The sequence below is a fragment of the Aquibium sp. ELW1220 genome (assembly GCF_030398385.1).
GTDB lineage: Bacteria > Pseudomonadota > Alphaproteobacteria > Rhizobiales > Rhizobiaceae > Aquibium.
On the sequence record NZ_JAOAOQ010000057.1, the window covers coordinates 1 to 22,035 of the forward strand.

At 66.6% G+C, this 22,035-nt stretch carries 25 protein-coding genes and 1 pseudogene; 13 read left to right on the plus strand and 13 right to left on the minus strand.

All coding sequences use genetic code 11. From position 1 onward, the window contains the following. Nucleotides 1-20: 20 nt before the first annotated feature. Entirely contained in the window at nt 21-1,133 is a 1,113-nt protein-coding gene (locus N1F91_RS28240) for a porin (RefSeq protein WP_289997097.1), read from the plus strand. Between the two features lie 111 nt (nt 1,134-1,244). Here N1F91_RS28240 and N1F91_RS28245 read toward each other — a convergent pair whose 3' ends face one another. Continuing rightward, complete coding sequence (locus N1F91_RS28245) at nt 1,245-3,305, minus strand: lytic transglycosylase domain-containing protein (protein WP_289997098.1); 2,061 nt, start codon at nt 3,303-3,305, stop codon at nt 1,245-1,247. A 242-nt stretch (nt 3,306-3,547) separates the two neighbouring features. Between N1F91_RS28245 and dapA the strand changes: the two genes are divergently transcribed. Together dapA and smpB are read left to right on the plus strand one after the other, a co-directional pair. Further along, entirely contained in the window at nt 3,548-4,429 is an 882-nt protein-coding gene (gene dapA / locus N1F91_RS28250) for a 4-hydroxy-tetrahydrodipicolinate synthase (RefSeq protein WP_289997099.1), read from the plus strand. 25 nt (nt 4,430-4,454) lie between these two features. Next, nucleotides 4,455-4,934, plus strand: coding sequence for an SsrA-binding protein SmpB (gene smpB, locus N1F91_RS28255; protein ID WP_289997100.1), 480 nt, complete (start codon nt 4,455-4,457; stop codon nt 4,932-4,934). A 123-nt stretch (nt 4,935-5,057) separates the two neighbouring features. Here the strand turns inward: smpB and N1F91_RS28260 are convergent, their stop codons facing one another. The 4 genes from N1F91_RS28260 to N1F91_RS31205 all read right to left on the minus strand — a co-directional run bounded on the left by N1F91_RS28260 (nt 5,058) and on the right by N1F91_RS31205 (nt 6,934). Then, nucleotides 5,058-5,270 carry a hypothetical protein gene (locus N1F91_RS28260; protein WP_289997101.1) on the minus strand — a complete coding sequence of 71 codons (213 nt, stop codon included), beginning with the start codon at nt 5,268-5,270 and terminating at the stop codon, nt 5,058-5,060. A gap of 37 nt (nt 5,271-5,307) precedes the next feature. Beyond that, nucleotides 5,308-5,781: a hypothetical protein gene (locus N1F91_RS28265; RefSeq protein WP_289997103.1), complete on the minus strand. Its 474-nt coding sequence runs from the start codon at nt 5,779-5,781 to the stop codon at nt 5,308-5,310. 176 nt (nt 5,782-5,957) lie between these two features. Beyond that, nucleotides 5,958-6,626, minus strand: a complete 669-nt coding sequence (locus N1F91_RS28270; RefSeq protein ID WP_289997104.1) for a hypothetical protein — start codon at nt 6,624-6,626, stop codon at nt 5,958-5,960. Beyond that, entirely contained in the window at nt 6,623-6,934 is a 312-nt protein-coding gene (locus N1F91_RS31205; protein ID WP_354670570.1) for a hypothetical protein, read from the minus strand. The genes N1F91_RS28270 and N1F91_RS31205 overlap by 4 nt, the downstream gene beginning before the upstream one ends. A 172-nt stretch (nt 6,935-7,106) precedes the next feature. Between N1F91_RS31205 and N1F91_RS28280 the strand changes: the two genes are divergently transcribed. The 3 genes and pseudogenes from N1F91_RS28280 to N1F91_RS28290 all read left to right on the plus strand — a co-directional run. Further along, a complete protein-coding gene (locus N1F91_RS28280; protein ID WP_289997105.1) occupies nt 7,107-8,321 on the plus strand; it encodes a hypothetical protein in 1,215 nt (404 codons plus the stop codon). A 7-nt stretch (nt 8,322-8,328) separates the two neighbouring features. Beyond that, nucleotides 8,329-9,558 carry a DNA cytosine methyltransferase gene (locus N1F91_RS28285; protein ID WP_289997106.1) on the plus strand — a complete coding sequence of 410 codons (1,230 nt, stop codon included), beginning with the start codon at nt 8,329-8,331 and terminating at the stop codon, nt 9,556-9,558. A 139-nt stretch (nt 9,559-9,697) separates the two neighbouring features. Beyond that, nucleotides 9,698-9,859, plus strand: a pseudogene (locus N1F91_RS28290) (SsrA-binding protein); the annotation flags it as partial. Between the two features lie 92 nt (nt 9,860-9,951). Here N1F91_RS28290 and N1F91_RS28295 read toward each other — a convergent pair. Then, entirely contained in the window at nt 9,952-10,179 is a 228-nt protein-coding gene (locus N1F91_RS28295; protein WP_289997109.1) for a DUF465 domain-containing protein, read from the minus strand. A gap of 103 nt (nt 10,180-10,282) precedes the next feature. Between N1F91_RS28295 and N1F91_RS28300 the strand changes: the two genes are divergently transcribed. After that, nucleotides 10,283-11,236, plus strand: coding sequence for a hydrogen peroxide-inducible genes activator (locus N1F91_RS28300; RefSeq protein ID WP_289997110.1), 954 nt, complete (start codon nt 10,283-10,285; stop codon nt 11,234-11,236). Nucleotides 11,237-11,270: 34 nt separating this feature from the next. Here N1F91_RS28300 and N1F91_RS28305 read toward each other — a convergent pair whose 3' ends face one another. The 7 genes from N1F91_RS28305 to N1F91_RS28335 all read right to left on the minus strand — a co-directional run bounded on the left by N1F91_RS28305 (nt 11,271) and on the right by N1F91_RS28335 (nt 16,342). After that, on the minus strand, nt 11,271-11,909 hold the full coding sequence (locus N1F91_RS28305; protein ID WP_289997111.1) for a DMT family transporter: 639 nt from the start codon (nt 11,907-11,909) through the stop codon (nt 11,271-11,273). A 396-nt stretch (nt 11,910-12,305) separates the two neighbouring features. After that, nucleotides 12,306-12,956 carry a CDP-alcohol phosphatidyltransferase family protein gene (locus tag N1F91_RS28310; RefSeq protein ID WP_289997113.1) on the minus strand — a complete coding sequence of 217 codons (651 nt, stop codon included), beginning with the start codon at nt 12,954-12,956 and terminating at the stop codon, nt 12,306-12,308. Continuing rightward, on the minus strand, nt 12,953-13,348 hold the full coding sequence (locus tag N1F91_RS28315; protein WP_289997114.1) for a hypothetical protein: 396 nt from the start codon (nt 13,346-13,348) through the stop codon (nt 12,953-12,955). The genes N1F91_RS28310 and N1F91_RS28315 overlap by 4 nt, the downstream gene beginning before the upstream one ends. Then, nucleotides 13,345-14,322 carry a phosphatidate cytidylyltransferase gene (locus tag N1F91_RS28320; protein WP_289997115.1) on the minus strand — a complete coding sequence of 326 codons (978 nt, stop codon included), beginning with the start codon at nt 14,320-14,322 and terminating at the stop codon, nt 13,345-13,347. Before N1F91_RS28320 ends, N1F91_RS28315 begins: the two co-directional genes overlap by 4 nt. Further along, complete coding sequence (locus tag N1F91_RS28325) at nt 14,319-14,945, minus strand: lysophospholipid acyltransferase family protein (protein ID WP_289997131.1); 627 nt, start codon at nt 14,943-14,945, stop codon at nt 14,319-14,321. The genes N1F91_RS28320 and N1F91_RS28325 overlap by 4 nt, the downstream gene beginning before the upstream one ends. Before the next feature lie 156 nt (nt 14,946-15,101). Next, nucleotides 15,102-15,749: a uracil-DNA glycosylase gene (locus N1F91_RS28330; protein ID WP_289997116.1), complete on the minus strand. Its 648-nt coding sequence runs from the start codon at nt 15,747-15,749 to the stop codon at nt 15,102-15,104. A gap of 11 nt (nt 15,750-15,760) precedes the next feature. Beyond that, on the minus strand, nt 15,761-16,342 hold the full coding sequence (locus tag N1F91_RS28335) for an NYN domain-containing protein (RefSeq protein WP_289997118.1): 582 nt from the start codon (nt 16,340-16,342) through the stop codon (nt 15,761-15,763). A gap of 239 nt (nt 16,343-16,581) precedes the next feature. Between N1F91_RS28335 and rpoZ the strand changes: the two genes are divergently transcribed. The 6 genes from rpoZ (at nt 16,582) to lepB (ending at nt 22,030) form a co-directional block, all read left to right on the plus strand. Then, nucleotides 16,582-16,977 carry a DNA-directed RNA polymerase subunit omega gene (rpoZ, locus tag N1F91_RS28340; RefSeq protein WP_289997119.1) on the plus strand — a complete coding sequence of 132 codons (396 nt, stop codon included), beginning with the start codon at nt 16,582-16,584 and terminating at the stop codon, nt 16,975-16,977. A 105-nt stretch (nt 16,978-17,082) separates the two neighbouring features. Continuing rightward, on the plus strand, nt 17,083-19,344 hold the full coding sequence (locus tag N1F91_RS28345; RefSeq protein WP_289997120.1) for a bifunctional (p)ppGpp synthetase/guanosine-3',5'-bis(diphosphate) 3'-pyrophosphohydrolase: 2,262 nt from the start codon (nt 17,083-17,085) through the stop codon (nt 19,342-19,344). Between the two features lie 20 nt (nt 19,345-19,364). Beyond that, nucleotides 19,365-19,943, plus strand: a complete 579-nt coding sequence (pyrE, locus tag N1F91_RS28350; RefSeq protein WP_289997132.1) for an orotate phosphoribosyltransferase — start codon at nt 19,365-19,367, stop codon at nt 19,941-19,943. 47 nt (nt 19,944-19,990) lie between these two features. Beyond that, the gene (locus tag N1F91_RS28355) at nt 19,991-20,734 is read left to right on the plus strand and encodes a DUF2062 domain-containing protein (protein ID WP_354670571.1); all 744 of its coding nucleotides are present in this window, start codon (nt 19,991-19,993) and stop codon (nt 20,732-20,734) included. Beyond that, nucleotides 20,731-21,153, plus strand: a complete 423-nt coding sequence (gene acpS, locus N1F91_RS28360; protein ID WP_289997121.1) for a holo-ACP synthase — start codon at nt 20,731-20,733, stop codon at nt 21,151-21,153. Before N1F91_RS28355 ends, acpS begins: the two co-directional genes overlap by 4 nt. Before the next feature lie 130 nt (nt 21,154-21,283). Then, the gene (lepB, locus tag N1F91_RS28365; protein ID WP_289997123.1) at nt 21,284-22,030 is read left to right on the plus strand and encodes a signal peptidase I; all 747 of its coding nucleotides are present in this window, start codon (nt 21,284-21,286) and stop codon (nt 22,028-22,030) included. Nucleotides 22,031-22,035: the final 5 nt, after the last annotated feature.

Sequence of the window (22,035 nt, forward strand, 5' to 3'; positions counted from 1 at the left end):
CTTTGACTGGAGGTCAGAAAATGAACATCAAGAGCCTGCTTCTCGGCTCGGCTGCGGCCCTCGTCGCAGTAACCGGCGCTCGCGCCGCCGACGCCATCGTCATCGCCGAGCCGGAGCCGGTCGAATACGTCCGCGTCTGCGACGCTTACGGCGCTGGCTTCTTCTACATCCCCGGCACCGAGACCTGCCTGAAGTTCGACGGCTACGTCCGCATGCAGGTCAACGCTGCTGGCGGCGACGCTGTCTTCGCTGGCGATCCCGACCTGGACGAGCCGCCGTTCTTCATCGGTGGTGTCGAGGAGGGCTTCACCTTCAACACCCGCGCCCGCTTGAACGTCGATGCGCGTTCGGACACCGAGTGGGGCACGCTGCGCGGCTTCATGCGCCTCCAGGCTGATGCGCTGACGAACGCCGATGCCGCTTACGGCATGGACCAGGCGATCGTTCAGCTCGGCGGCTTCTACGTCGGCTACACCGAGTCGGCCTTCGCTGCCCCGTGGGGCCTGCCGGGCATCTCGCGCTTCGGCATCATCCCGACCGACGGTGGCGGCGTCTATGCCTACCAGCAGCGCCAGCAGATCGGCTACACCTTCTCGGGCGGAAACGGCCTGTTCGGCTCGATCGTCCTCGAGGACGACGTTCTCGACGGTGAAGGCTACATGCCCGACGTGGTCGGCGTGCTCGGCATCAGCCAGGGCTGGGGCGGCGTCTGGGCCAAGGTTGCCTACGACGAGTCCGAGGAAGAGTGGGCCGGCCTGATCGGCATGCAGTACAACATCCCGAACATGGCGGGCTCCAACATCCGCGCCGGCGTGTTCTACGCTTCGGATCCGAACGCATACGCTCTCGGCATGCCGGTTTCGGGTGTCCTCGGCGCGAACTTCGTGGAATGGTCGGTTGCTGCCGCCTACACCCACGCGTTCAATGCGCAGTGGAGCGCCACACTCGGTGGCCAGTACTTCGAAGCCTTCGATGGCGACGATGCTTGGCTGGTTCAGGGCGCGGTGGTCTGGGTTCCGGTCACCAACTTCGAGGTTCGCCTCGAGGGTACCTATGCCCAGGAAGACGATGTCCTCCTTGGCGACGACGGCGACCGCTGGAACGGCTTCCTCCGCTTCACGCGCTACTTCTGATCCTTTCCAGGATCGGTTCGAGAACCCGGCGGGCAACCGCCGGGTTTTCTGTTTGAAAGAAGGTCGTGCGTCGCGCTTCGTTTCGGTCGCCGGCCGGGAACGGCCCGGGCTTTACCGCCCCGCGACGAGGTCGCGCGCGATGTCGGTGCGTCCGGTCAGCCGCATCTTGTAGACCTGGTAGTTTTCCATCACCCGCTGCACGTAGTTGCGCGTCTCGGTGAAGGGAATGCGCTCGACCCAGTCCACCACCGCCTCGATGCCGGCGCCGCGCGGATCGCCGTAGCGCTCGATCCAGTCGCGTGCCCGGCCGGGGCCGGCATTGTAGCCGGCGAAGGTCAGCACGTAGGAGCCGTCGAAGCGCCCGAGCTGGTCGGCAAGGAAGGCGGCGCCCAGCGTCGCGTTGTAGGCGGCGTCCGTGGTCAGCCGTGCCGACGAATAGGCGAGCCCTGCGCCGCGCGCCATGTCGCGCGCCGTGCCGGGCAGCAGCTGAAGCAGCCCGCGCGCGCCTGCGCTCGACACTGCGCTCGCGTTGAACTCGCTCTCCTGCCTGGCGATCGCATAGGCCAGCGCCTCGCCGGCGTCCGAGATCTCCGCTTCCGGCGGGATCGCGCCGACGGGATGCGCCAGCGCGCCGACGTCGAGGCCGCGCGAGGCGGCGATCTTGCCGACCCGCAGCGCCAGCGTATGGTCGCCGCGCCTTTCGGCCATGGCGGCAAGCAGCGCGATCTCGCGCGGGCTCGTCAGTTCCGCCGCCAGCCCGCGATAGAGCGCCTCGGCCCGGCCGCCATGCCCGACCTCCTCCAGCCGCCTGATCGCCGCCACCACCGGCCGGCGGGCGAAGGCCATGCGCTCGAAGGGCGCGGGCTGCGGTTCGGCGACCGGGATCGTCTGCCGGCCGAGCTTCACTGCGGCGATCTGGCCGTAGAAGGCGGTGCCGAAGGCGGCGGCCTTCTCGTAGGTGGCGCCGGCGTCGCCCGGTGCTCCGGCCTCCATGGCCCGCGCCATCCAGTAGTAGGCGCGCGACTGCGAGATCGCGCCCGAGGTCAGCGCGGCGATCCGCTCGAAATGCACGAGCGCCGTCTCCGGCTGCTCGAGGAAGGACAGTGCATACCAGCCGGCGTGGAATTCGGCGTCGGCCGCCATCGCGGGACTTTCGGCCGAATGCGCGGCCGCGATGGCGTAGGCGAGGTCCGGCCGACCGATGTCGAGCATCTCGCGCGACAGCACGCGCCGCTCCACCCACCAGGCATCCGGGTCGACGACGTCCTGCGCGTCGCGCCGCACCGACAGCATAGTCTCCGCCGCCTCGACGAACTTGCCGCCGCGCCGCAGGAAGCGCGCTTTGGCGAAGATGTAGGCCGAGGACCGCTGCTCTTCCGGCACGGCCTCCAGCAGCGTGGCGGCTGTCCTGTCGCCGCGGTTCACGGCGCTCCAGGCCCTCGCCAGCGCCTCGGCGCCCGCCAGCGGCGCGAGCCGCAGCGCCGATTGCGCGCGCTCGTCGTGCAGCATCGTCTCCATGCGAACGCGGTGGTCCTCGCGCGACAGCAATGCGCCGAACTCCGCGATCAGCCGCGTCTCCGTCACGCCGTCCAGCCTCTGCGCGCGCCAGATCGGGGCGATCAGCGCTGCCGCTGCCGCCTCGTCGCCCAGCAGGCGATGCGCCCGTGCCAGGAGCAGCTTGCCCTCCAGCGTCAGCGGCTGCCGTCCGGCGAAGGCTTCGAGGATGGCCTGCGGCTCCGACGGCAATCGCGCCAGCGCGCGTTCGCGGTTGCGCTCGATCGCGTCGAGGCCCGGCCAGCCGTCCAGCTCGGCCTGCGCGGCCGCCAGTTCGTCGGCGCCGACGGCGGAAAACCCGCCGCTTGCCAGCGCCCATGTGAGGATGGCGCGGTCGAGCGAGCCTGCCGGAAGGCCGTCCCGGATCGCCCGCGCCGTCTCGATCTCCGTACCGCCGAGTGCGTCGAGGCCGCGGGCGAGAGGGTCGGCGGCAAGCCGCAGGGTACGGGCATCGATCTCCATGCCGAGCGTCGGCGGATCGGGCACGATGGCGCCGGTGATGTCGGCCGGGTCGGGGCGCGCCGAAGGCAGCGGCACCTCGGCCGCGGGCAGGCGCAGCGCCTGCGCCGGCACGGCGGCCGTCGCCATCAGGGTTGCGAGCAGGACGATCCCGCGCATGGGGACTGGCCTCCGAATTCCGTGTCCGTCGCGATCGATGATGCGCTTCATCCTTGCCGAAATGGTTACCAAAGCCGTCTCGTGCCAGTTTCGCCGCCGATCCGGGGCGAAAATGCCACACCGGCGGGCTGGAGCGGCGGTGCTGCGTGGGCTGCCTATGGTGCGCGCGGCCGCAATCGGCTAAAGAGCCCGCGCGCGCCTTCGTCGGGCCGCAACCAATGCCAGGGGAGTTCGTCGGAAAAATGTTCAGAGGCTCGTTCACCGCTCTCGTGACACCCTTCCAGCGCGATGGCAGCTTCGACGAGAAAGCCTTCAAGGCCTTCGTGGAGTGGCAGATCGCGGAGGGTTCCAGTGGCGTCGTGCCGGTCGGCACCACGGGTGAATCCCCGACGTTGTCGCATGCCGAGCACCGCCAGGTGGTCAAGGCCTGCATCGAGGTGGCCAGGGGCAAGGTGCCGGTCATCGCCGGCGCCGGTTCCAACAACACGGTCGAGGCGGTGGAGCTCACGAAGTTCGCCGAACAGGCCGGTGCCGATGCCGTGCTCGTGGTGACGCCCTATTACAACAGGCCCACCCAGCGCGGCCTCTACGAGCATTTTGCCGCCGTCGCCCGCGCGACCAGCCTGCCGATCATCATCTACAACATCCCGCCGCGCTCGGTCATCGACATGATGCCCGAGACCATGGGCCGGCTGGCGCACGATTTCTCCAACATCGTCGGCGTCAAGGACGCCACCGGCAAGATCGAGCGCGTCTCGGAGCAGCGCATCACCTGCGGGCCGGATTTCATCCAGCTGTCGGGCGAGGACGCCTCCGCGCTCGGCTTCAACGCCCATGGCGGCGTCGGTGCCATATCGGTCACCTCCAACGTCGCGCCGCGCCTCTGCGCCGAGTTCCAGGCCGCGACCATGGCCAACGACCGCGACCGGGCGCTGGCGCTGCAGGACCGGCTGATGCCGCTGCACAAGGCGATCTTCATCGAGCCGGGCGTCTCGGGTGCGAAATACGCGTTGTCGCGGCTCGGCCGGGTCGAGAATGTTGTGCGCTCGCCGCTCGTCACCATCGAGGCGGCCACCGCCGAGAAAATCGACGCGGCGATGCAGCACGCTGGGCTCTTGAACTGACGCGCCGAAAGCGCATCTTTCAGCCATGGTACAAGTCAGAAAAGCCGATCCCAACAACCGCACGGTCGCCGAGAACCGCAAGGCCCGCTTCAACTACGAGATTCTCGATACGCTGGAGACGGGCCTGGTGCTCACCGGCACCGAGGTCAAGTCGTTGCGCGGCGGCCACGCCAACATCCAGGACAGCTACGCCTCCAGCGAAGGCGGCGAGATCTGGCTGATCAACTCCTATCTGCCGGAATATCTGCAGGCGAACCGCTACAACCACGAGCCCCGCCGCCGCCGCAAGCTGCTGGTCAACAAGCGCGAGATGGCCAAGCTTGCCCAGTCGGTCGAGCGCGAAGGCATGACCATGGTGCCGCTCAAGATCTACTTCAACGACCAGGGCCGCGCAAAGCTGCTGCTCGGCGTCGCCCGCGGCAAGAAGCTGCACGACAAGCGCCAGTCCGAGAAGGAGCGCGACTGGTCGCGCGAAAAGGGACGGCTGCTCAAGGAGCGTGGCTGAACCCGCCACCTTGCCGACCGGTGCCGTCGCCACACGGAAACGCCGGCAGCGCTGGCGCCGGCGTCATCCGGATCATGGTGATCGGGCCTCGCGCGGCAGGTGCGCGCGAGGCTCGGCCAGGGCTCAGTCTGCGACGGTCCCTTCCGGAACCACCACCGCTCCGCCGTCCTGGGGAATGACGACGGTGTCGTCGACTTCGTTGCCGCCGAACCAGCCGCCCCACCAGACGAGGAGCAGGACGAGGACGACCGCCGCCAGGATGGCGAGCCACATTCCCATGCCGCCGCTCTTGCTCTTCTGCGGAGTCGTCACTTTCGGATCTCTGTAGTCAGCCATTGTCTTCTCCGATTCCTCTCGTGTCGCGATTTGCCGATCAGATTCCGCCCGCGGGGCGGTCGCGCCTGTAGGAGCGCATGCCGCTGGCGGAAGTGGTGTCCGGCTGCCAGACGGAGGCTGGATCACGCCCCGCCGGCGCGTTGCTGTGCGGCACGACCGGCTCGTTGAAGAACTCCTCGTCGCGCGCCGCGAAATCGCGGGCTTCGGTCTCGGGACGCTTCATGATCTCCTGGACACGGGTCACCAGATCGTCGTCGACTTCCACCGACACGACATAGTCGCCGTCGCGAACGCAGTGCTGATAGGTGCGCAGGTCGTTGTCGGGAAGGTTCATGTCGTGCAGGTCGTCGAGGTACCGGTCGTCGTCGCGGCGCCCGTTGGGCGCGACCGCGACATCGGTATCCGGCACCACATGGATCGAAGAGCGGCTCACGCCGACATTTGCCAGTTCCCGCCGGACCAGGTCGGCAACCGCATGGGTTCGATAGATGGCTGTGACATTCCTGTTCATGTCCGTTCTCCCGTGTTGTTCACGGACCCAACCCCCGCCTTCGCGGTATGTTCCTGGAGAAAGCAGTCCCTCGCGGTGCGGGGGGTGGCATGCGACGGCGAGCGGGAGGCGTGGGAATGCTCCTTCCCCGGTGCCTCGGTTCGCCTCGACTGCTGGCTTGCGATTGCAGGCAACGCCTAATTGTCAGCGGCGCTTGATCCTTCGGGCCGGAGACCGACGACATGATCCGCCCGGGATGCATACGTCCTGAAATAGGGGCGCTCGAAGCGGTCGCGCCGTTCCTTCGCACGATCGGCCTTGTCTCCGGCGCGCCGGCGTCGGCGTTCGTCGATCAGGTGCGCGTTCGCCTGCACGAGCAGCGTCAGGTCGAACCACCCCGGCACCGGCTCGTGCAGCAGGAAGATGCCGTCGCACAGGACGACGACCGGACCGGCGGGCGGAAGCGCCAGGGCGTAGCGGCCATTGAGCAGGCCGTTCTCGCTGTTCCACGCCCGATCCGATTCGAAGGCCCGCACCGTCCGGAGCGACTGCAACGCCATCGCGATGGCCGCCCAGTCATACCAGTTCCGGGGGTTCTCTTCTTCCTCGGCGCGGGCCGGATCGCCCGATGCGCGCGCCGCGTCGATGCGGCGCGTCCGCTCCGGGTGGCTGAAGGCCGAGAACCGGTCGCAATCCAGGCGGAAGGCGACATCCGGCAGGGCGGCAGCGATCCGGTTGCAGAGGGTGGTCTTGCCAGCTCCCGCGAAGCCGCAGACGCCCACGAGCGTGACGCCGTCCTGCCCCGCCGTTTCGGCCAGCAGGGCGATCACGTCGTCCAGATCCGTGATGAGACTTGATGTGCTCATGCCGGTGCCGACCGCTTGATGCTCGGGGCAACGAGGGGGCCCAACCTCTCCCGCACCGTCAAGAATGCCTCCACGACCATCGCTCCCGTCAGCCGCCTGATGGTGGCGTTGTAGCGCGAGCAGTGGAAGCTCGAAAACAGCGTCATAGTGCCCGCCGCCTGTCGCGCGCCGTGCTTGAAGGGAAGGGCGGCGACACGATGGGCAAGCCCGCGGACGGCCGACCGATGCCCAATGGCCAGGCTCGCCCGGTCGGTCGAGCGCGAAGGCGTGTCCGTGATGCGGCCTGACAAAGCAGTCACCTTGTCCATCAGCAGCGTCCGCCCCCCGCGAATTGCATCGTTAGGAGGTTGAATCCGAGGGTTATGGGCGAATTCGTTCTTGTATTGTTCTAAATTCGAGGTTAAACTCTTCACCGTCGGTCAAAGCGGAAGCGGCGGAGCGCTGGTTTTCGAATCGCAGTTGGTTCGCTAGTGGTGGCGTATGGTTTCGCATGATGCGCACAAAGACGTCCTTTCTGCATTGGAGTGGAAAACCTATTCGGTGAGCTGGGCCGACAAGGAGCCGTTGCTCGCCTTTGTGCTTCGGGGGTTGGAGATGCGTGACTGTCGCATTGTTCATTTCAGCGAGCCGAACAGAGCCCCGTTCTACATCGTTTTTGACGCGCCATCTGGTGAGCGGCATGGCATCCTCGTCTATGCCTTCTACGCGAACGCTAGGCCGACGACGCGGCGCCCACAGGATGAACACCGGTTCCAGGTGAAGTATGGTGGCAATCTGAAAGGGGTCCTGGAAGTTGCGGTTGATCCCAGCAATCTGGTGACGACGCTCTTCATGGGGATCGATACCGGCGAGGGATTGTTCGTCGCGGCGGACCCGCTGATGAACACGCCAGCGCCCATGTCTCGTTCGATCGAGTTCAAGCGCGCGCATGTTGACCGCATTCGAGCCTATGGATGGGCGGTGTGGGAGCGTGATCGACGACCGGGAAAATCACGAAATCGTCCAACGGCTGACCTTGAAGATTTTCGGACTGAAGTTCTCGTAGGCGGCAGGCAAGACCGGTTGCTCGACCTTGTCGCGCTTGAGCGCATCGCATGCGGGCTGGACCCAGGCGAACGCCACTTGGTGGCGGACAAGCTAAAGGAATTGAAGCCGAATGAGAGATGGGTCCCCCATGCGGTTCTAGAGGAGTTCGGTATTGCGCCGGAGGCCCTCTTCGACCTCATCGAAGGGGCGAGCCGTTTGAAGATGGCCGTGCGAGGTTGGGTTGCCGAACAACACCTGTTCGACGCGCTCCGGCGGCTTGATGGTGTATCCGATTGCACACGGTTGGAGGCGGACGGCAAGCCAGACCTGTCCATCAGATGGAAAGGGGGGGCGCCGATTCTCATCGAGTGCAAGAACACCCTGCGTACCCGCTACGCCGACGGCCGGCCGAAAGTCGATTTCCAGAAGACGCGAGCTTCTAAGGGGAACCCGTGTTCTCGTTACTATCGATCAGACGATTTTTCAGTCCTTGCCGCTTGCCTTCACTCTGTAACGGAGAATTGGGAGTTCCGGTATGCGCTCACAGCGGACTTGGAGCCACACAAGACTTGCAGTGGGCGGATAGCAAACATGATCGGTGTGGCCGAACCGAAATTCTCGGCAGATGCCGGGTCGGTGTTCGAATCGCACTACAACAGAACTGCGTAGGGTGCCAATGAAACTCCGAGCGATTTCCCTCTTTACTGGTGTCGGAGGGCTGGACTTCGGATTCGAAGCTTCGGGGTTCGAGACTCGTGTTGCGCTTGATTTTGATCCCGTCGCGTGTGCAACAGTTGGCCTCAACCGGGACTGGCCCGTGTTGGAAGGGCCGATCACGGAGTTTTCCTCGAGAACCATCTTGGAAACGGCGGGGCTGAACCCCGGCGAAGCGGACATCCTCATCGGAGGTCCACCTTGCCAGCCATTCAGCAAGTCCGGGTATTGGGCGCGTGGCGATTCGCGGCGACTTTCCGACCCGCGTGCGGACACGTTGTCGGAGTATCTTCGAGTGCTTCGTGACACGCTTCCCAAGTCGTTTCTTTTGGAGAATGTGCCTGGCCTTGCTTATCAGGGCAAAAGTGAGGGCATAAACGCTCTGGTGGCAGGTGTAGAAGACATCAATCGTGAGAGAGGAACGAGTTACACCTTGGAGTCCCGCTCCATTAACTCCGCGGACTATGGTGTGCCGCAGTTACGGGAGCGAGTATTCATCATCGGCTCGCGCGACGGCAAACGATTCAATTTTCCGGCGAGAACACATTTCCCTGTCGATAGCGAGGAAGCGCTGGCCGGACGTGAGAGGCACCGCACTGCATGGGACGCGTTCGCCGATCTCCCGCCTGTCGAGAATAGAGAATGCCTCCAAGTCAAAGGAAAGTGGGCGGACCTCCTTCCAACGATTCCTGAAGGCCAGAACTATCTGTGGCATACAGACCGCGGTGGTGGCGTCCCGCTCTTTGGATGGCGGCGGCGTTACTGGAATTTCCTTTTGAAGCTTGCAAAAGATAGACCCTCGTGGACCATCCAGGCACAGCCGGGACCCGCGACTGGTCCGTTCCACTGGGACAATCGCCGACTCTCGGCGCAAGAGCTTTGTCGCCTCCAAACATTCCCGGATGGCCTTCGATTTCAGTGCGGCCATGCAGATGTACAGAAGTTGGTCGGAAACGCCGTGCCATCGGCTTTGGCGGAGGTTCTGGCGCGAGAGATTGCTGCACAGTTCCTTGAAGCCCCGTACGCATTGCGGCCCGCAACTCTGATCCCGGTTGCACAGGATGCCGCCCCTTTGGCGACGAATGAACACAAGGTCGCAAACAAATACCTTCACTTGGTGTCAAGCGATTCGGCACACCCGGGTACTGGAAGGGGGCGTGGTGCTGCTTTCAGGAAAAGCGAAGCGGCCTGATATGCAATGTCTGCGGCTGATCCTGCCCCCCTGCGCGCCCGCTCCTGCCGTCGGAGCGACTCGTCGAAAGCGCCGGTCCAGCAGAACGATCGCCAACCCGCTACTGGCCTGAACCGCCTGCCCTTCCGGTCGAGCGCGGGGCGTGACCGTGGTGCGGCTGAGGGCCCACGACGACGACCAGGGCCGCGCCAAGTGCCTGCGCGGCGTCGCCCGATGCAAGAAGCTGCACGACAAGCGCCAGACGGGGAGGGAGCGCGAGTGGTCGCGCGAAAAGGGCCGGCTCCCGAAGGAGCGCGGCTGATCGCGGCTGCGGCCGCGCGCAGCGCACGCGGCCGTTCCTTCCTTTCGCAGAGGCCCGGAGCGGGCCGCAGGCCCGCCACCCGGTCTGCGCGCTCAGGCCCGCTGGCCGACCTGGAAAGGCGCGCGGCGCCGCACGACCATGACCGGAGCCTTGTTCCGGTCCGTGCGCTGGATGAACTCGATCTGGTCGCGGAAATGCAGCTTGAGTTTCTTCAGCGACAGGAGCTTCAGGGCGTCGGGCCGGGGCCGCGCCATCTCCGCGTCGATCCTAGTCTGAACTTCCTCGCGCCGCCGTTCCAGTGCCTTCACGAATGTATCCACGTCCTATCCTCCTCTTGGTGGTGACGACGAGGAGATGAGAATGCCGGATCGATAGTTCCAATTGATAGTTGTGCGGAGGCTGATAGAGCACCTATATCGATGCATGCCGTTTCGACCGACGCACCGCCAGCTCGAATATGTCGTCGCCCTCGATGACGAGCGCCACTTCGGCCGCGCCGCGAGCCGATGCAACGTCTCGCAGCCGACGCTCTCCATCCAGGTGGCGCTCCTGGAAAAGCAGCTCGGCGCCACGCTGTTCGACCGCATGCCGGGTGCGGTGGAGCCGACGCCGCTGGGCCGACGCGTCGTCGTCACGGCGCGGTCGGTGCTGGCCTCCCTGGACGACATCGTCACGGAGGCGAAGGCGGGCGCCACCAATCTCGGCGGCTTGATCCGCCTCGGCGTCGCGCCCACCTTCGGACCTTACTTCCTGCCCAGGCTCCTGCCCACGATCCACCGCACTTACCCTGACCTACAGCTTTACATCCGCGAGGACCGGCCGACGTCCATCGAGCGCGACGTCCTCGACGGCGTCGTCGATTGCGGGCTCGGCCCCAGCCCGCGCGCCGAGCGACTCGTCTTCCGCCCGCTGTGCGAGGAAGGAATTTTCCTCGGCGTTCCCGCCGGCCACAGGCTGGACGGCAGGAGCTCGGCCAGTGTCGAGGATCTTCGCGGCGAACGCCTGCTCACGCTCGGCCGCGGCCATCGGCTGTTCGACAGCGTGCGCGATCTCGCCGCCGCCTCAGGCGCGGTCTTCGTGGAGGATTACGAAGGCACCAGCCTCGACGCGATCCGCCAGATGGTCTCGATCGGCATGGGCTGTTCGCTGTTTCCCGAACTGTATGTCCGCTCGGAATTCAGACGCGAGAACGACGTCCTGCTGGTGCCTCTGACGGGATGGTCGGGCCGGCGCACGATCGGCTTCTTCTGGCGCGAGAACAGCGGCCGGCTGCGCCATTTCGAGAAGCTGGCGGCGGAAGGCGACGCCATCGTCCGCAAAATGGCGCTGACCGGCGACGCGCTCGAGGCCATGCGGATCGCGCGCGCCGGAGGCTGAGCAGCGCGGTATCGGCCGGGCCGGGCCGGTCCCGTCACGCCGTCGGCGCGACCCGTCGGCTGCGCCGGTCCATCAGCACGATCGCCAGCCCGCTGCCGGCCACCAGAAGGATGCCGGCGCTGGCCAGCGCATTGGGCAGTTCGCCGAACACCGCAAAGCCCGAGATCACCGCCCCCACCGTGAACGTGTAGTAGAACGGCGCCACGGTGGCGGTCGCCGCCGCGCGGTAGGCGGTGAAGATGAAGAAGTGGCCGAAGACCAGGAAGAAGCCCGAGGCGGCGAGCAGCAGCAGGTGCCGCGGGCCGGGCACCACCCAGGTCTCGGCCATCAGGTGCACTGCGCCTGCGCCGATCACCACCACCACCACCGCCGACATCGCCACGATCAGCCCCGGCACGCGCGCGTCGATCCGCCGCCCGGAGAGGTCGCGTACGGCGCTGAACAGCGCGTTGCCGAGCGCCAGCAGGGCAAAGATGGAGACGCCCTGCATCGTCGGCTGCGCCACCATGATGGCGCCGGCGAAGCCGAGTGCGATCAGGACCGCCCTGAGCCGCCCGATCCGCTCGCCGAAGAACCAGGCTGCGCCCACCAGCATCAGCAGCGGCGTCACCTGCCCGAGCGCGATGGCGTCGGCGATCGGCATGTTGGCCAGTGCCACCACGTAGCAGAGCACCGCGAGGGAGCTCCATGCAGCTGCGCGCCAGGACGCGGCCGTCGGCCATCAGCGGCGCGTTGCGCATCTGCCCGGCCAGCGCCAGCAGCGGCAGCCCCCACAGGAGGGCCGCGACGCCGCGCAGGAACAGCACCTGGTAGGGCGGCAGGCCATCGGTCGCCAGCTTCATGAAGGTGTCGTTGATCACGTAGGAGCCGGTCGCCACGACCATGAAGATCGGGCCACGGATGGCAGAGGGAATGGACTGCATGGTGCCGCGGACCCGGAAGGCGAGCGCCGGGAACTGCCGGCGCAGCCTTCTACAGCGAGGCGCGCGGCAATGCCAGAGGCGGCTGTTCCGCGCCATCGAGATGGCGGCGTCGCGTCGCCACCGTCTGCCTGCGCGAGTTGTCTTGCCTACGCCCGGTCGCGGCGATCCTTGAGCCCGGCAACGACCGCGATGGCCCGCCGGACAGCCGTCACGACCGCGCCGACCGCCACGATCCACAAGGCAAGCGTCACGGCCATGCCCGCGGCCGGCCAGCGCGGCGCGCAGGCGGCGGCGAGTGCGGCGATCGTCATCAGCGCCATGCGGTGCTGCTTGGCCATCGGTCCGCGGAAATCGGCCGGAAGGCCGCTGCCGCGGCCGAGCTCGCGCACATAGGCCGTCAGCACGGCGAAAGCCGCCGCCGCCCAGCCGAGCGTCGGCTCCGACGCGCCGAGCCCCGCGCCGACGAGAATGAGGATGTCGGCGACGCGATCGGGAAACTCGTTCCAGAACGGGCCGTCGGCGGCCTGCTTGCCGCCCTCGACGGCGACGAGCCCGTCGAAGAGGTTGCACAGGAGACGCAGCTGGCAGAACAGCGCGGCGGAAACGAACAACGCGCCCTGCAGCCAGCCGTCCGACATCCCGGCCGCCCAGAAGCTCGACCCGGCAAGCGCTGCCGCAGCCATGCTCGCCATCGAGATCTGGTTGGGCGTGATCGACGTCTTCACGAGCCAGGCGGTAACCGCCCTGGCCCATCCGCTGTCTCGGCTCGACAATGGCCGCCGGTCGCTGCCCGTCATCGTGTCCTCGCCTTGCCGTTCCAGAGCCACCACGAATAAAGTGCGGCATAGCTGGTCGATACCCCGAGCGGGACGACGATCGTCCGCGCGATCTCGGGCGTGCCGCTTGCCGTATGCAACAGGATCAGCAGCGTTGTGGAGAGGGCGAAAGCGGCCAGCGGCGGGACCACGAGGCCGCCAAGGCCGCTAAACTGCCGCGAGATGCGCTCGATCAGCCGCTTCAGGCCGAAGGTGATGAGACCTGACACCGCGCCCTGCACGCCGCCGGCCACCAGTGCGGCGCTCATCGGGTGGGCGCGGTTGGCGAACACCGCCCAGCCGCCCATCAGCACGAAGGCGGCCAGCACGTGCAGGAAGCCGCTTTTCGCGATCGTGGGGTCGCCGGTTCTCATACCGTCGACCACCCGTACCGGACCAGATGGAAGAAGATCGGCGCCGCGAACACCACCGAATCGAGCCGGTCGATGAATCCGCCGTGACCGGCGATCATGTGCCCCCAGTCCTTTACGCCCCGGTCGCGCTTGATCGCCGACATCACCAGTCCGCCGAAGAATCCCATCAGAACGATGACGAGCGACAGCAACGCCGCCTGGAACGGCGTGAACGGCGTCATCCACGATAGCGCGGCGCCGAGTGCGGTCGCGCTGAGCGCGCCGCCGACAAACCCCTCCACGGTCTTGGACGGCGACAGCTTCGGCGCGATCCTGGTGCGCCCGGCGAGCTTGCCCCACACATATTGCAGCACGTCGCTGCTCTGCACCACCAGTACGAGGAAGGCGATGAGCAACAGGTTGCGGCCCTCATAGCCGGGGATCTGCAAGGTCAGCAGAGCCGGCACGTGCGAGGCGCAGAAGACGGTGATCATCAGCGCCCACTGCACCTCCGAGATACGCACCAGATAGTTCTCGGTGTCGCCCCGCAGCGCCGCCACGATCGGCATGGTGAGAAAGGCGTAGACGGGGATGAAGATCGAGTAGAGCCCGTACCAGTCGGCATAGACGAGCCAGTACTGCGCAGGCAGCACGATGAAGAACGCGCCGGCGAGCGCCCAGTGGTCGCCGCGCCGGGTGCTCGTCAGCGTCACGAATTCACGCAGGGCCGCAAACGAGCACAGCGCAAACAGCACCACGACGCCGGCCTTTCCCGCCACGAGCGCGATGGCCATGGCGATGACCATCACCCACCAGGAGCGGATGCGATCGTTGAGATTCTCGATGACGGCGTTGTTTCCGTCCGGCGACAGCCTGCGCTCGAGCGCGTAGCCGATGGCCGAGGCCGCGACGAGAACCGCAAACAGCGCGATGAGCAGCGTGACGAGGTCGGGATGCGGCGAGACCAGAAACCGGGGCGGCGCGTCGTCGGTCATGGGCGTCTTCCGTTGGGGGCAAGCGCAAGCAGCGCGTCGCGCGCGCGGGCCAGGAAGGCGTCCTTCTCTTCCGCCTCGCCGACATGGATCGGTGCGCCGAACGTGACCGTGCAGATCAGCGGTACCGGCAGGAACTCGCCCTTCGGCATGACCCGGTTGAGATTGGCGATCCACACCGGCACCAGTTCGATGCCCGGGCGCGCCCGGGCGAGGTGATAGAGCCCGGTCCGGAACGGCAGCAGCGGCTCGTCGCCGGTGTTGCGCGTTCCCTCGGGAAAGAGGATCAGCGACGACCGCTCGTCGAGCGCCTGTGCCATCTGCTGGACCGGGTCCTCCAGCCGGCGTTCGGGATCGCGTTCGATCAGCACCGCGTTGAAGACATCGCGTCCGACGAAGGCGCGCGCCCTGGTCTTCAGCCAGTAGTCCGCGCCTGCGACTGGGCGCGTGCGCCGGCGCAGGCGTTTGGGCAGGACGGTCCAGATCAGGATGAAATCGCCGTGGCTGGCGTGATTTGCGAAGTAGACGCGCTGCACCCCGCTCAGTCCGGCGCCGTGCCAGACGCCGCGGACGGCGGTCACCAGCCTTGCGAACGTCACGATCGCCTGCGCGGCGACGGCAGCCATCGCAAGCCGCAACAGGCTGCGCAGCGTCGTCCTCCCCCCTATGCTCCCCCAGGCCATGGTCGTCCCCCAGCCGCCGTCTCTTCACCGCATGCTGCGGCTTTCAGACGAAGCAGCCCACGTTGCCCCGTGCTGCGGCCCGCACCATCGGGCAGGCCTCTACCCCAGCGTCTCCCGCACTGCCGAAAACACGTCCACGAACATCGCCTCGGTCAGCCGCCCGGTGTTGGTGTTGTAGCGCGAGCAGTGGTAGCTCGGAAACAGCGTGATCCCGCCGACCGCATGGCGCGCGCCATGCCTGAAGGGGAGGGCGGCGACGCGCTGGCCGAGCGCGCGGACCGTCGACTGGTGCGCGATGGCGCCAAGCGTCACGATCGCTTCCAGCCTCGGGAAACGGTCGATCGTCGGCACGAGGAATTGGCGGCAGGTGGCGATCTCGGCGCCCACCGGCTTGTTTTCCGGCGGCACGCAGCGCACGGCGTTGGTGATCGCGGTTTCGACCAGCTCCAGCCCGTCGTCGGGCCGCGCCTGGAATTCCCCGCGCGCGAAGCCGAAGCGCTTCAGCGTCGAATAGAGCAGGTCGCCCGCATAGTCGCCGGTGAAGGGGCGGCCGGTGCGGTTGGCGCCCCGCAGCCCCGGCGCCAGCCCGACGACCAGCAGGCGCACCGCGTCCTCACCCTGGAGCGGCAGGAAGCTCGGCACCGGCGCGTTGTGCCATCCGGGCTCGCGGGCGCGCCATTCGGCGATGAAGCCGTGCAGGCGCGGGCACAGCGGACAGTCGCGGTGCGGCTCGACGGCGGCGGCCATCGTCGCCCGGCTCAAAGGTCGTCGTCGTCCGGCTCGACCGGCTCCACCCGCCGTGCCGGACGTTCGGAGGGATCGCGCCCGACCTCGGCGCGCAGGCTCACCAGGTCGACGAAGTGGTCGGCCTGCCGGCGCAGGTCGTCTGCGATCATCGGCGGCTGCGAACTCATGGTCGAGACGATGCTGACCTTGCGGCCGCGCCGCTGCAGCGCCTCCACCAGCGTCCGGAAGTCGCCGTCGCCGGAGAAGATGACGTAGTGGTCGACGACATCGGCCAGTTCCAAGGCATCGATCGTCAGCTCGATGTCCATGTTGCCCTTGATCTTGCGCCGCCCGGCGGAGTCGGTGAACTCCTTGGCGGGCTTCGTCACCACCTTGTAGCCATTGTAGTCGAGCCAGTCGATCAGCGGCCGGATCGACGAGTATTCCTGGTCCTCGATCAGCGCCGTGTAGTAATAGGCGCGCAGCAGGTAGCCCTTCTTCTGGAAGGCGGCGAGCAGCTTGCGGTAGTCGATGTCGAAGCCGAGCGCGCGCGACGTCGCATAGAGGTTCGCGCCGTCGATGAAGAGCGCGATCTTTTCGCGGGGATCGAACATGGGAAATATCCTCGTCGGAAACGAATGGCTGGGCAATGAACTGGACGCCGGGCTCCCGGCGCTCGAATCGTCGCAAACCTGCCATAAATCCCGGGACGGCGAAACGGACCTCAGGTTTCACCCCGTGCGGGGTGCGTGCATGCGATTGCCGCGCGGCCTGCGGCCGTGCTTGTGTTTTCGGCCCGTTCGGAGTAAGGCACCGGTCAATCTCCGACAATAAGCTATGAAAGGGGCATTCCATGGCCCGCGTCACCGTTGAAGACTGCATCGACAAGGTCGACAACCGCTTCGAGCTCGTGCTGCTCGCCAGCCACCGCGCCCGCCTGATCTCGCAGGGCGCGCAGATCACCATCGACCGTGACAACGACAAGAACCCGGTCGTGGCGCTCCGCGAGATCGCCGACGAGACGCTGTCGCCGGGCGACCTCAAGGAAGACCTGATCCACTCGCTGCAGAAGCACGTCGAGGTCGACGAGCCGGAGGCCGAGGCGCCCGAGATGATCGACCGCGCCGCCGACGAAACCGTCGAGGCCGCGTCCGACGACGAGCCGGTGACCTTCGACCGCATGACCGAGGAAGACCTGCTCGCCGGCATCGAGGGGCTGGTTCCGCCGGAGAAGAGCGACGACTACTGAGGGCTGGCCCCATCGTCGCCACTACCGTCGGCGGCCGGACATGGTTATCTGTTACATGCGCCGTGATTGCCGCGGCGCATGTTTCGTTTGGGAGCCCCAACGCCGATGATGCGTCAGTACGAGCTTGTCGAGCGCGTCCAGCGCTACAAGCCCGACATCAATGAAGCCCTTCTGAACAAGGCCTATGTCTACGCCATGCAGAAGCATGGCCATCAGAAGCGCGCCTCGGGGGACCCCTATTTCTCCCATCCGCTCGAAGTGGCGGCGATCCTCACCGACATGCATCTCGACGAGGCGACCATCGCGGTGGCGCTGCTGCACGACACGATCGAGGACACAACCGCCACCCGCCAGGAGATCGACGATCTCTTCGGCCCCGACATCGGCAGGCTGGTCGAGGGGCTGACCAAGCTCAAGAAGCTCGACCTCGTCTCGAAGAAGGCCGCGCAGGCGGAAAACCTGCGCAAGCTGCTGCTGGCCATTTCCGAGGACGTGCGCGTCCTGCTCGTCAAGCTCGCCGACCGCCTCCACAACATGCGCACGCTCGACCACGTGCCGGAGGAAAAGCGCCAGCGCATCGCCGAGGAGACGATGGACATCTATGCGCCGCTGGCCGGCCGCATGGGCATGCAGGACATGCGCGAGGAACTCGAGGAACTCGCCTTCCGCCACATCAATCCCGGCGGCCACAAGGCGGTCACCGAACGGCTGGCCGACATCTTCGAGCGCCACAAGGGCGTCATCTCCGACATCGAGGCGGCGCTGAAGACGCTGTTCGAGAAATACGGGCTGAAGGCGCAGGTCACCAGCCGCCAGAAGAAGCCGTGGTCGGTGTTCCGCAAGATGGAATCCAAGGCGCTGTCCTTCGAGCAGCTCTCCGACATCTTCGCCTTCCGCGTCGTCGTCGACGAGGTGGAGGACTGCTACAAGGCGCTCTGCGCCATCCACACCACCTGGTCGATGGTGCCGGGCCGCTTCAAGGACTACATCTCGACGCCGAAGCAGAACGACTACCGCTCCATCCACACCACCATCGTCGGTCCCTCCCGCCAGCGCGTCGAGCTGCAGATCCGCACCTGGCAGATGCACAAGGTCGCCGAATACGGCGTCGCCGCCCATTCGATCTACAAGGACATGGGCGGCAAGCTGAACGGTGCCGGCCACACCATCTCCAAGGAAACCAACGCCTATGGCTGGCTGAAGCGGACGATCGAATCCCTGTCGGAAGGCGACAATCCGGAGGAGTTCCTCGAGAACACCCGCCTGGAGATGTTCCAGGACCAGGTCTTCTGCTTCACGCCCAAGGGCCGGCTGATCGCGCTGCCGCGCGGCGCCACCCCCATCGACTTCGCCTATGCCGTCCACACCGACGTCGGCGACACCTGCGTCGGCGCCAAGGTCAACGGCCGCATCATGCCGCTGATGACGGAGCTGAAGAACGGCGACGAGGTCGAGATCATCTGCTCCAAGGCGCAGGTGCCGCCAGCCGCCTGGGAGCAGGTCGTCGTCACCGGCAAGGCCCGCTCGGCGATCCGGCGCGCCACGCGCGCCGCCATCCGCAAGCAGTATTCCGGGCTCGGCACCCGCATCCTCGAACGCGCCTTCGAACGCGCCGGCCGCTCCTTCACCAAGGACATGCTGAAGCCGGTGCTGCATCGCCTCGCCCGCAAGGACATCGAGGACGTGCTGGCCGCCGTCGGCCGCGGCGAACTCTCGTCGCCCGACGTGCTGCGCGCCGTCTATCCCGATTTCAAGGACGAGCGCGTCACGGTCGCCGCGCCCAAGGTGCGCGAAGAGGGGTGGTTCAACCTTCGCAACGCCGCCGGCATGCTGTTCCAGATCCCCGGCCGCTCCTCCCGCAAGGAGAAGGACAAGGAGAAGGATCGCGCCAAGGGCGAAGGCAAGGCCGGCAAGGGCGAGGCACTGCCCATCCGCGGCGTCTCCGGCGACCTGCCGGTGCGATTCGCGCCGGAAGGTGCGGTCCCGGGCGATCGCATCGTCGGCATCCTGCAGCCGGGCTCGGGCATCACCATCTATCCGATCCAGTCGCCCTCGCTCACCGCCTTCGACGACCAGCCCGAGCGCTGGATCGACGTGCGCTGGGACATCGACGAGGACACCAAGGAGCGCTTTCCGGCCCGCATCTCGGTCACCGCCATCAACGAGCCCGGCTCGCTGGCCGAGATCGCGCAGGTCGTCGCCTCCAACGACGCCAACATCCACACGCTGTCGATGGCGCGCACCGCGCCCGACTTCACCGACATGATCCTCGACCTGGAAGTCTGGGATCTCAAGCATCTCAACCGGCTGCTGTCGCAGCTCAAGGACACGTCGGCCGTCTCGGATGCGCGCCGCGTCAACGGCTGATCAGGGAAAGGACGATGGCGATGAACAGGGACGAGGTGCTCGAGATCTTCCGCGAGGCGGGCGCGATCCTGGAAGGGCACTTCATCCTCACCTCCGGCCTGCGCAGCCCGATCTTCCTGCAGAAGGCCCGCGTGTTCATGCATGCCGACAAGACCGAGCGCCTGTGCCGGGCGCTGGCCGCCCGCATCCGCGAGGCGGTGGGCGAGGGGGTCGACTATGTCGTCGGCCCGGCCGTCGGCGGCATCATCCCGGCCTACGAGACCTCGCGCCACCTCGGCGTACCCGCCATCTGGGTCGAGCGCGAGGCCGGCGTCTTCCGGCTGCGCCGCTTCGAGATCGCGCCGGGCGCCCGGGTGGTCATCGTCGAGGACATCGTGACGACCGGGCTCTCGATCCGCGAGACGGTGGACTGCCTGCGCGGCATCGGCGCCGAGGTCGTGGCCGCCGCCTGCATCATCGACCGGTCGGCCGGCAAGGCCGATGTCGGCGTGCCGCTGGTGGCGCTGGCGCAATACGAGGTGCCAGCCTATCCCGCCGACGCGCTGCCGCCGGAACTCGCAGCGATTGCGCCGGTCAAGCCGGGCAGCCGCAACATCTGACGACGGGTCGCCGACCTTCCGCAACGGCACCCGGCCGTTCGCCGCAAATGCGCGACGCGCCGTTGTTCACGACGTGTGACGTGAGTATACCTTATGTCAGTGGGCATGGCGATCGGGAGTCGCGGCCGGCCGATTTTGTGGCCGAGCCTGACACAATCCATGTCTATATCGGGAGCCGAGAACACGGGAGCAAGGCCACAGGCATGTTGTTTCGGCGCAGAAAGCCGGCGGATATCCTGGAGCGTATGCGCACGATGCTCTGGCCGCGGCGCTCCTTCTGGCGTTCCGCGCAGTATTTCGCCAAGCGCGTCCTGCGCCTGACCGCGACGCCGCACGCCATCGCCGCCGGCGTGGCCGCGGGTGTCTTCGCATCCTTCCTGCCGTATATCGGTTTTCACTTCGTGCTGGCCGCGGCCGTGGCATGGCTGCTCGCGGGCAATCTCATCGCTTCGGCCTTCGGCACGGCCATCGGCAACCCGATCACGTTTCCGTTCATCTGGGCCTCGAGCTACAAGCTCGGCTGCGCGATCCTCGGCACCACCGCCACCCATGGCGACCAGCCGATCCAGCTCGGCAAGCTGGTGCAGAAGCTGGAATTCGCCCAGCTCTGGGAGCCGCTGCTGAAGCCGATGACGGTCGGTGGCTTCCCCATCGGCGTGTCCTTCGCGATCGTGTTCTACATCCTGACGCGCTGGGGCGTCGCCGCGTTCCGGCGCCAGCGTCAGCATCGCCTGCTGGAAAAGGCCAGGCGCCGCGCCGAGGCGCAGTCCATGGCGGCCAACGGCATATGATCATCGGGCTGGGGTCGGACCTGATCGACATCCGCCGCATCGAGCGCTCGATCGAGCGCCATGGCGAACGCTTCACCGAGCGGGTGTTCAGCGAAGGCGAGCGCCAGCGTGCCGAAAGCCGCGGCGGCCGCATCGCCTCCTATGCCAAGCGCTTCGCCGCCAAGGAGGCCTGCGCCAAGGCGCTCGGCACCGGCATCGCGCAGGGCGTCTTCTGGAAGGACATGTGCGTGGTCAACCTCGCCGGCGGCATGCCCGTGATGGAGCTTTCCGGCGGCGCTGCGGCACGGCTCGCCGCCATGCTGCCGGCCGGCCATCGCGGCGTGGTTCACCTGACCATCACCGACGACTACCCGCTCGCGCAGGCCTTCGTCGTCATCGAGGCGGTGCCGGTCGAAGTGCCGCCACAGTTGCGGGGATAGACCTTCGCGCCAAAGCGGAGTATCGCACGCGCAATCTTCGTCGAAGTCCGGTGCCGCTTGCGCGCCGGCTATGCCGTTGCCCCGCATCGCGCGAGCCGGTAAGAGCTTCCCATTCCAAATCGAGGACGACATGAGCGTGGCGGACAAATCGCAAAAGAAAACGGGCGGACTGGGCGAGACCGTCAGCGTCATCGTGCAGGCGCTCCTGCTCGCGGTCGTGATCCGGACGCTGCTGTTCCAGCCCTTCTCGATTCCGTCGGGTTCGATGCGGCCGACGCTGCTCGAGGGCGACTATCTCTTCGTGACCAAATGGGCCTACGGCTACTCCCGCCACTCCCTGCCGTTCTCGCCCGATCTCTTTTCCGGCCGCATCTGGGCCAGCGCCCCCGAGCGCGGCGACGTCGCGGTCTTCAAGTATCCGCCCAATCCCTCGCTCGACTACATCAAGCGCGTCATCGGCCTGCCGGGCGACCGCATCCAGATGCGCGATGGCCAGCTCTACATCAACGGCGCGGCGGTGCAGCGCGAGAAGGCGGGCCAGATCGACAATCCCGACATCACCGAGGAGAACCGCCCGGTCGACGTCTACCGCGAGACCCTGCCCAACGGCGTTTCCTACGATACGCTCGACGTAACGCCGAACGGCTTTTCCGACAACACCCGCGAATTCGTCGTGCCGGCGGGTCACTATTTCATGATGGGCGACAACCGCGACAATTCCGCCGACAGCCGCGTCTTCGGCTTCGTGCCGGAGGAGAACTTCGTCGGCCGCGCCAACATCATCTTCTTCTCGATTGCCGGCGGCGCCAGCCCGCTCGAGATCTGGAAGTGGCCGTCTTTGATCCGCCCGTCGCGGCTCCTGAACTTCGTCGACTGACCGCG

Excerpts from the sequence above, each read along its gene's own strand:
- N1F91_RS28240 (WP_289997097.1), top strand. The coding sequence starts at position 21 with ATGAACATCAAGAGCCTGCTTCTCGGCTCGGCTGCGGCCCTCGTCGCA.
- N1F91_RS28245 (WP_289997098.1), bottom strand. The coding sequence starts at position 3,305 with ATGCGCGGGATCGTCCTGCTCGCAACCCTGATGGCGACGGCCGCCGTG.
- dapA (WP_289997099.1), top strand. The coding sequence starts at position 3,548 with ATGTTCAGAGGCTCGTTCACCGCTCTCGTGACACCCTTCCAGCGCGAT.
- smpB (WP_289997100.1), top strand. The coding sequence starts at position 4,455 with ATGGTACAAGTCAGAAAAGCCGATCCCAACAACCGCACGGTCGCCGAG.
- N1F91_RS28260 (WP_289997101.1), bottom strand. The coding sequence starts at position 5,270 with ATGGCTGACTACAGAGATCCGAAAGTGACGACTCCGCAGAAGAGCAAG.
- N1F91_RS28265 (WP_289997103.1), bottom strand. The coding sequence starts at position 5,781 with ATGAACAGGAATGTCACAGCCATCTATCGAACCCATGCGGTTGCCGAC.
- N1F91_RS28270 (WP_289997104.1), bottom strand. The coding sequence starts at position 6,626 with ATGAGCACATCAAGTCTCATCACGGATCTGGACGACGTGATCGCCCTG.
- N1F91_RS31205 (WP_354670570.1), bottom strand. The coding sequence starts at position 6,934 with ATGGACAAGGTGACTGCTTTGTCAGGCCGCATCACGGACACGCCTTCG.
- N1F91_RS28280 (WP_289997105.1), top strand. The coding sequence starts at position 7,107 with ATGGTTTCGCATGATGCGCACAAAGACGTCCTTTCTGCATTGGAGTGG.
- N1F91_RS28285 (WP_289997106.1), top strand. The coding sequence starts at position 8,329 with ATGAAACTCCGAGCGATTTCCCTCTTTACTGGTGTCGGAGGGCTGGAC.
- N1F91_RS28300 (WP_289997110.1), top strand. The coding sequence starts at position 10,283 with ATGCCGTTTCGACCGACGCACCGCCAGCTCGAATATGTCGTCGCCCTC.
- N1F91_RS28310 (WP_289997113.1), bottom strand. The coding sequence starts at position 12,956 with ATGACGGGCAGCGACCGGCGGCCATTGTCGAGCCGAGACAGCGGATGG.
- N1F91_RS28315 (WP_289997114.1), bottom strand. The coding sequence starts at position 13,348 with ATGAGAACCGGCGACCCCACGATCGCGAAAAGCGGCTTCCTGCACGTG.
- N1F91_RS28320 (WP_289997115.1), bottom strand. The coding sequence starts at position 14,322 with ATGACCGACGACGCGCCGCCCCGGTTTCTGGTCTCGCCGCATCCCGAC.
- N1F91_RS28325 (WP_289997131.1), bottom strand. The coding sequence starts at position 14,945 with ATGGCTGCCGTCGCCGCGCAGGCGATCGTGACGTTCGCAAGGCTGGTG.
- N1F91_RS28330 (WP_289997116.1), bottom strand. The coding sequence starts at position 15,749 with ATGGCCGCCGCCGTCGAGCCGCACCGCGACTGTCCGCTGTGCCCGCGC.
- N1F91_RS28335 (WP_289997118.1), bottom strand. The coding sequence starts at position 16,342 with ATGTTCGATCCCCGCGAAAAGATCGCGCTCTTCATCGACGGCGCGAAC.
- rpoZ (WP_289997119.1), top strand. The coding sequence starts at position 16,582 with ATGGCCCGCGTCACCGTTGAAGACTGCATCGACAAGGTCGACAACCGC.
- N1F91_RS28345 (WP_289997120.1), top strand. The coding sequence starts at position 17,083 with ATGATGCGTCAGTACGAGCTTGTCGAGCGCGTCCAGCGCTACAAGCCC.
- pyrE (WP_289997132.1), top strand. The coding sequence starts at position 19,365 with ATGAACAGGGACGAGGTGCTCGAGATCTTCCGCGAGGCGGGCGCGATC.
- N1F91_RS28355 (WP_354670571.1), top strand. The coding sequence starts at position 19,991 with ATGCGCGACGCGCCGTTGTTCACGACGTGTGACGTGAGTATACCTTAT.
- acpS (WP_289997121.1), top strand. The coding sequence starts at position 20,731 with ATGATCATCGGGCTGGGGTCGGACCTGATCGACATCCGCCGCATCGAG.
- lepB (WP_289997123.1), top strand. The coding sequence starts at position 21,284 with ATGAGCGTGGCGGACAAATCGCAAAAGAAAACGGGCGGACTGGGCGAG.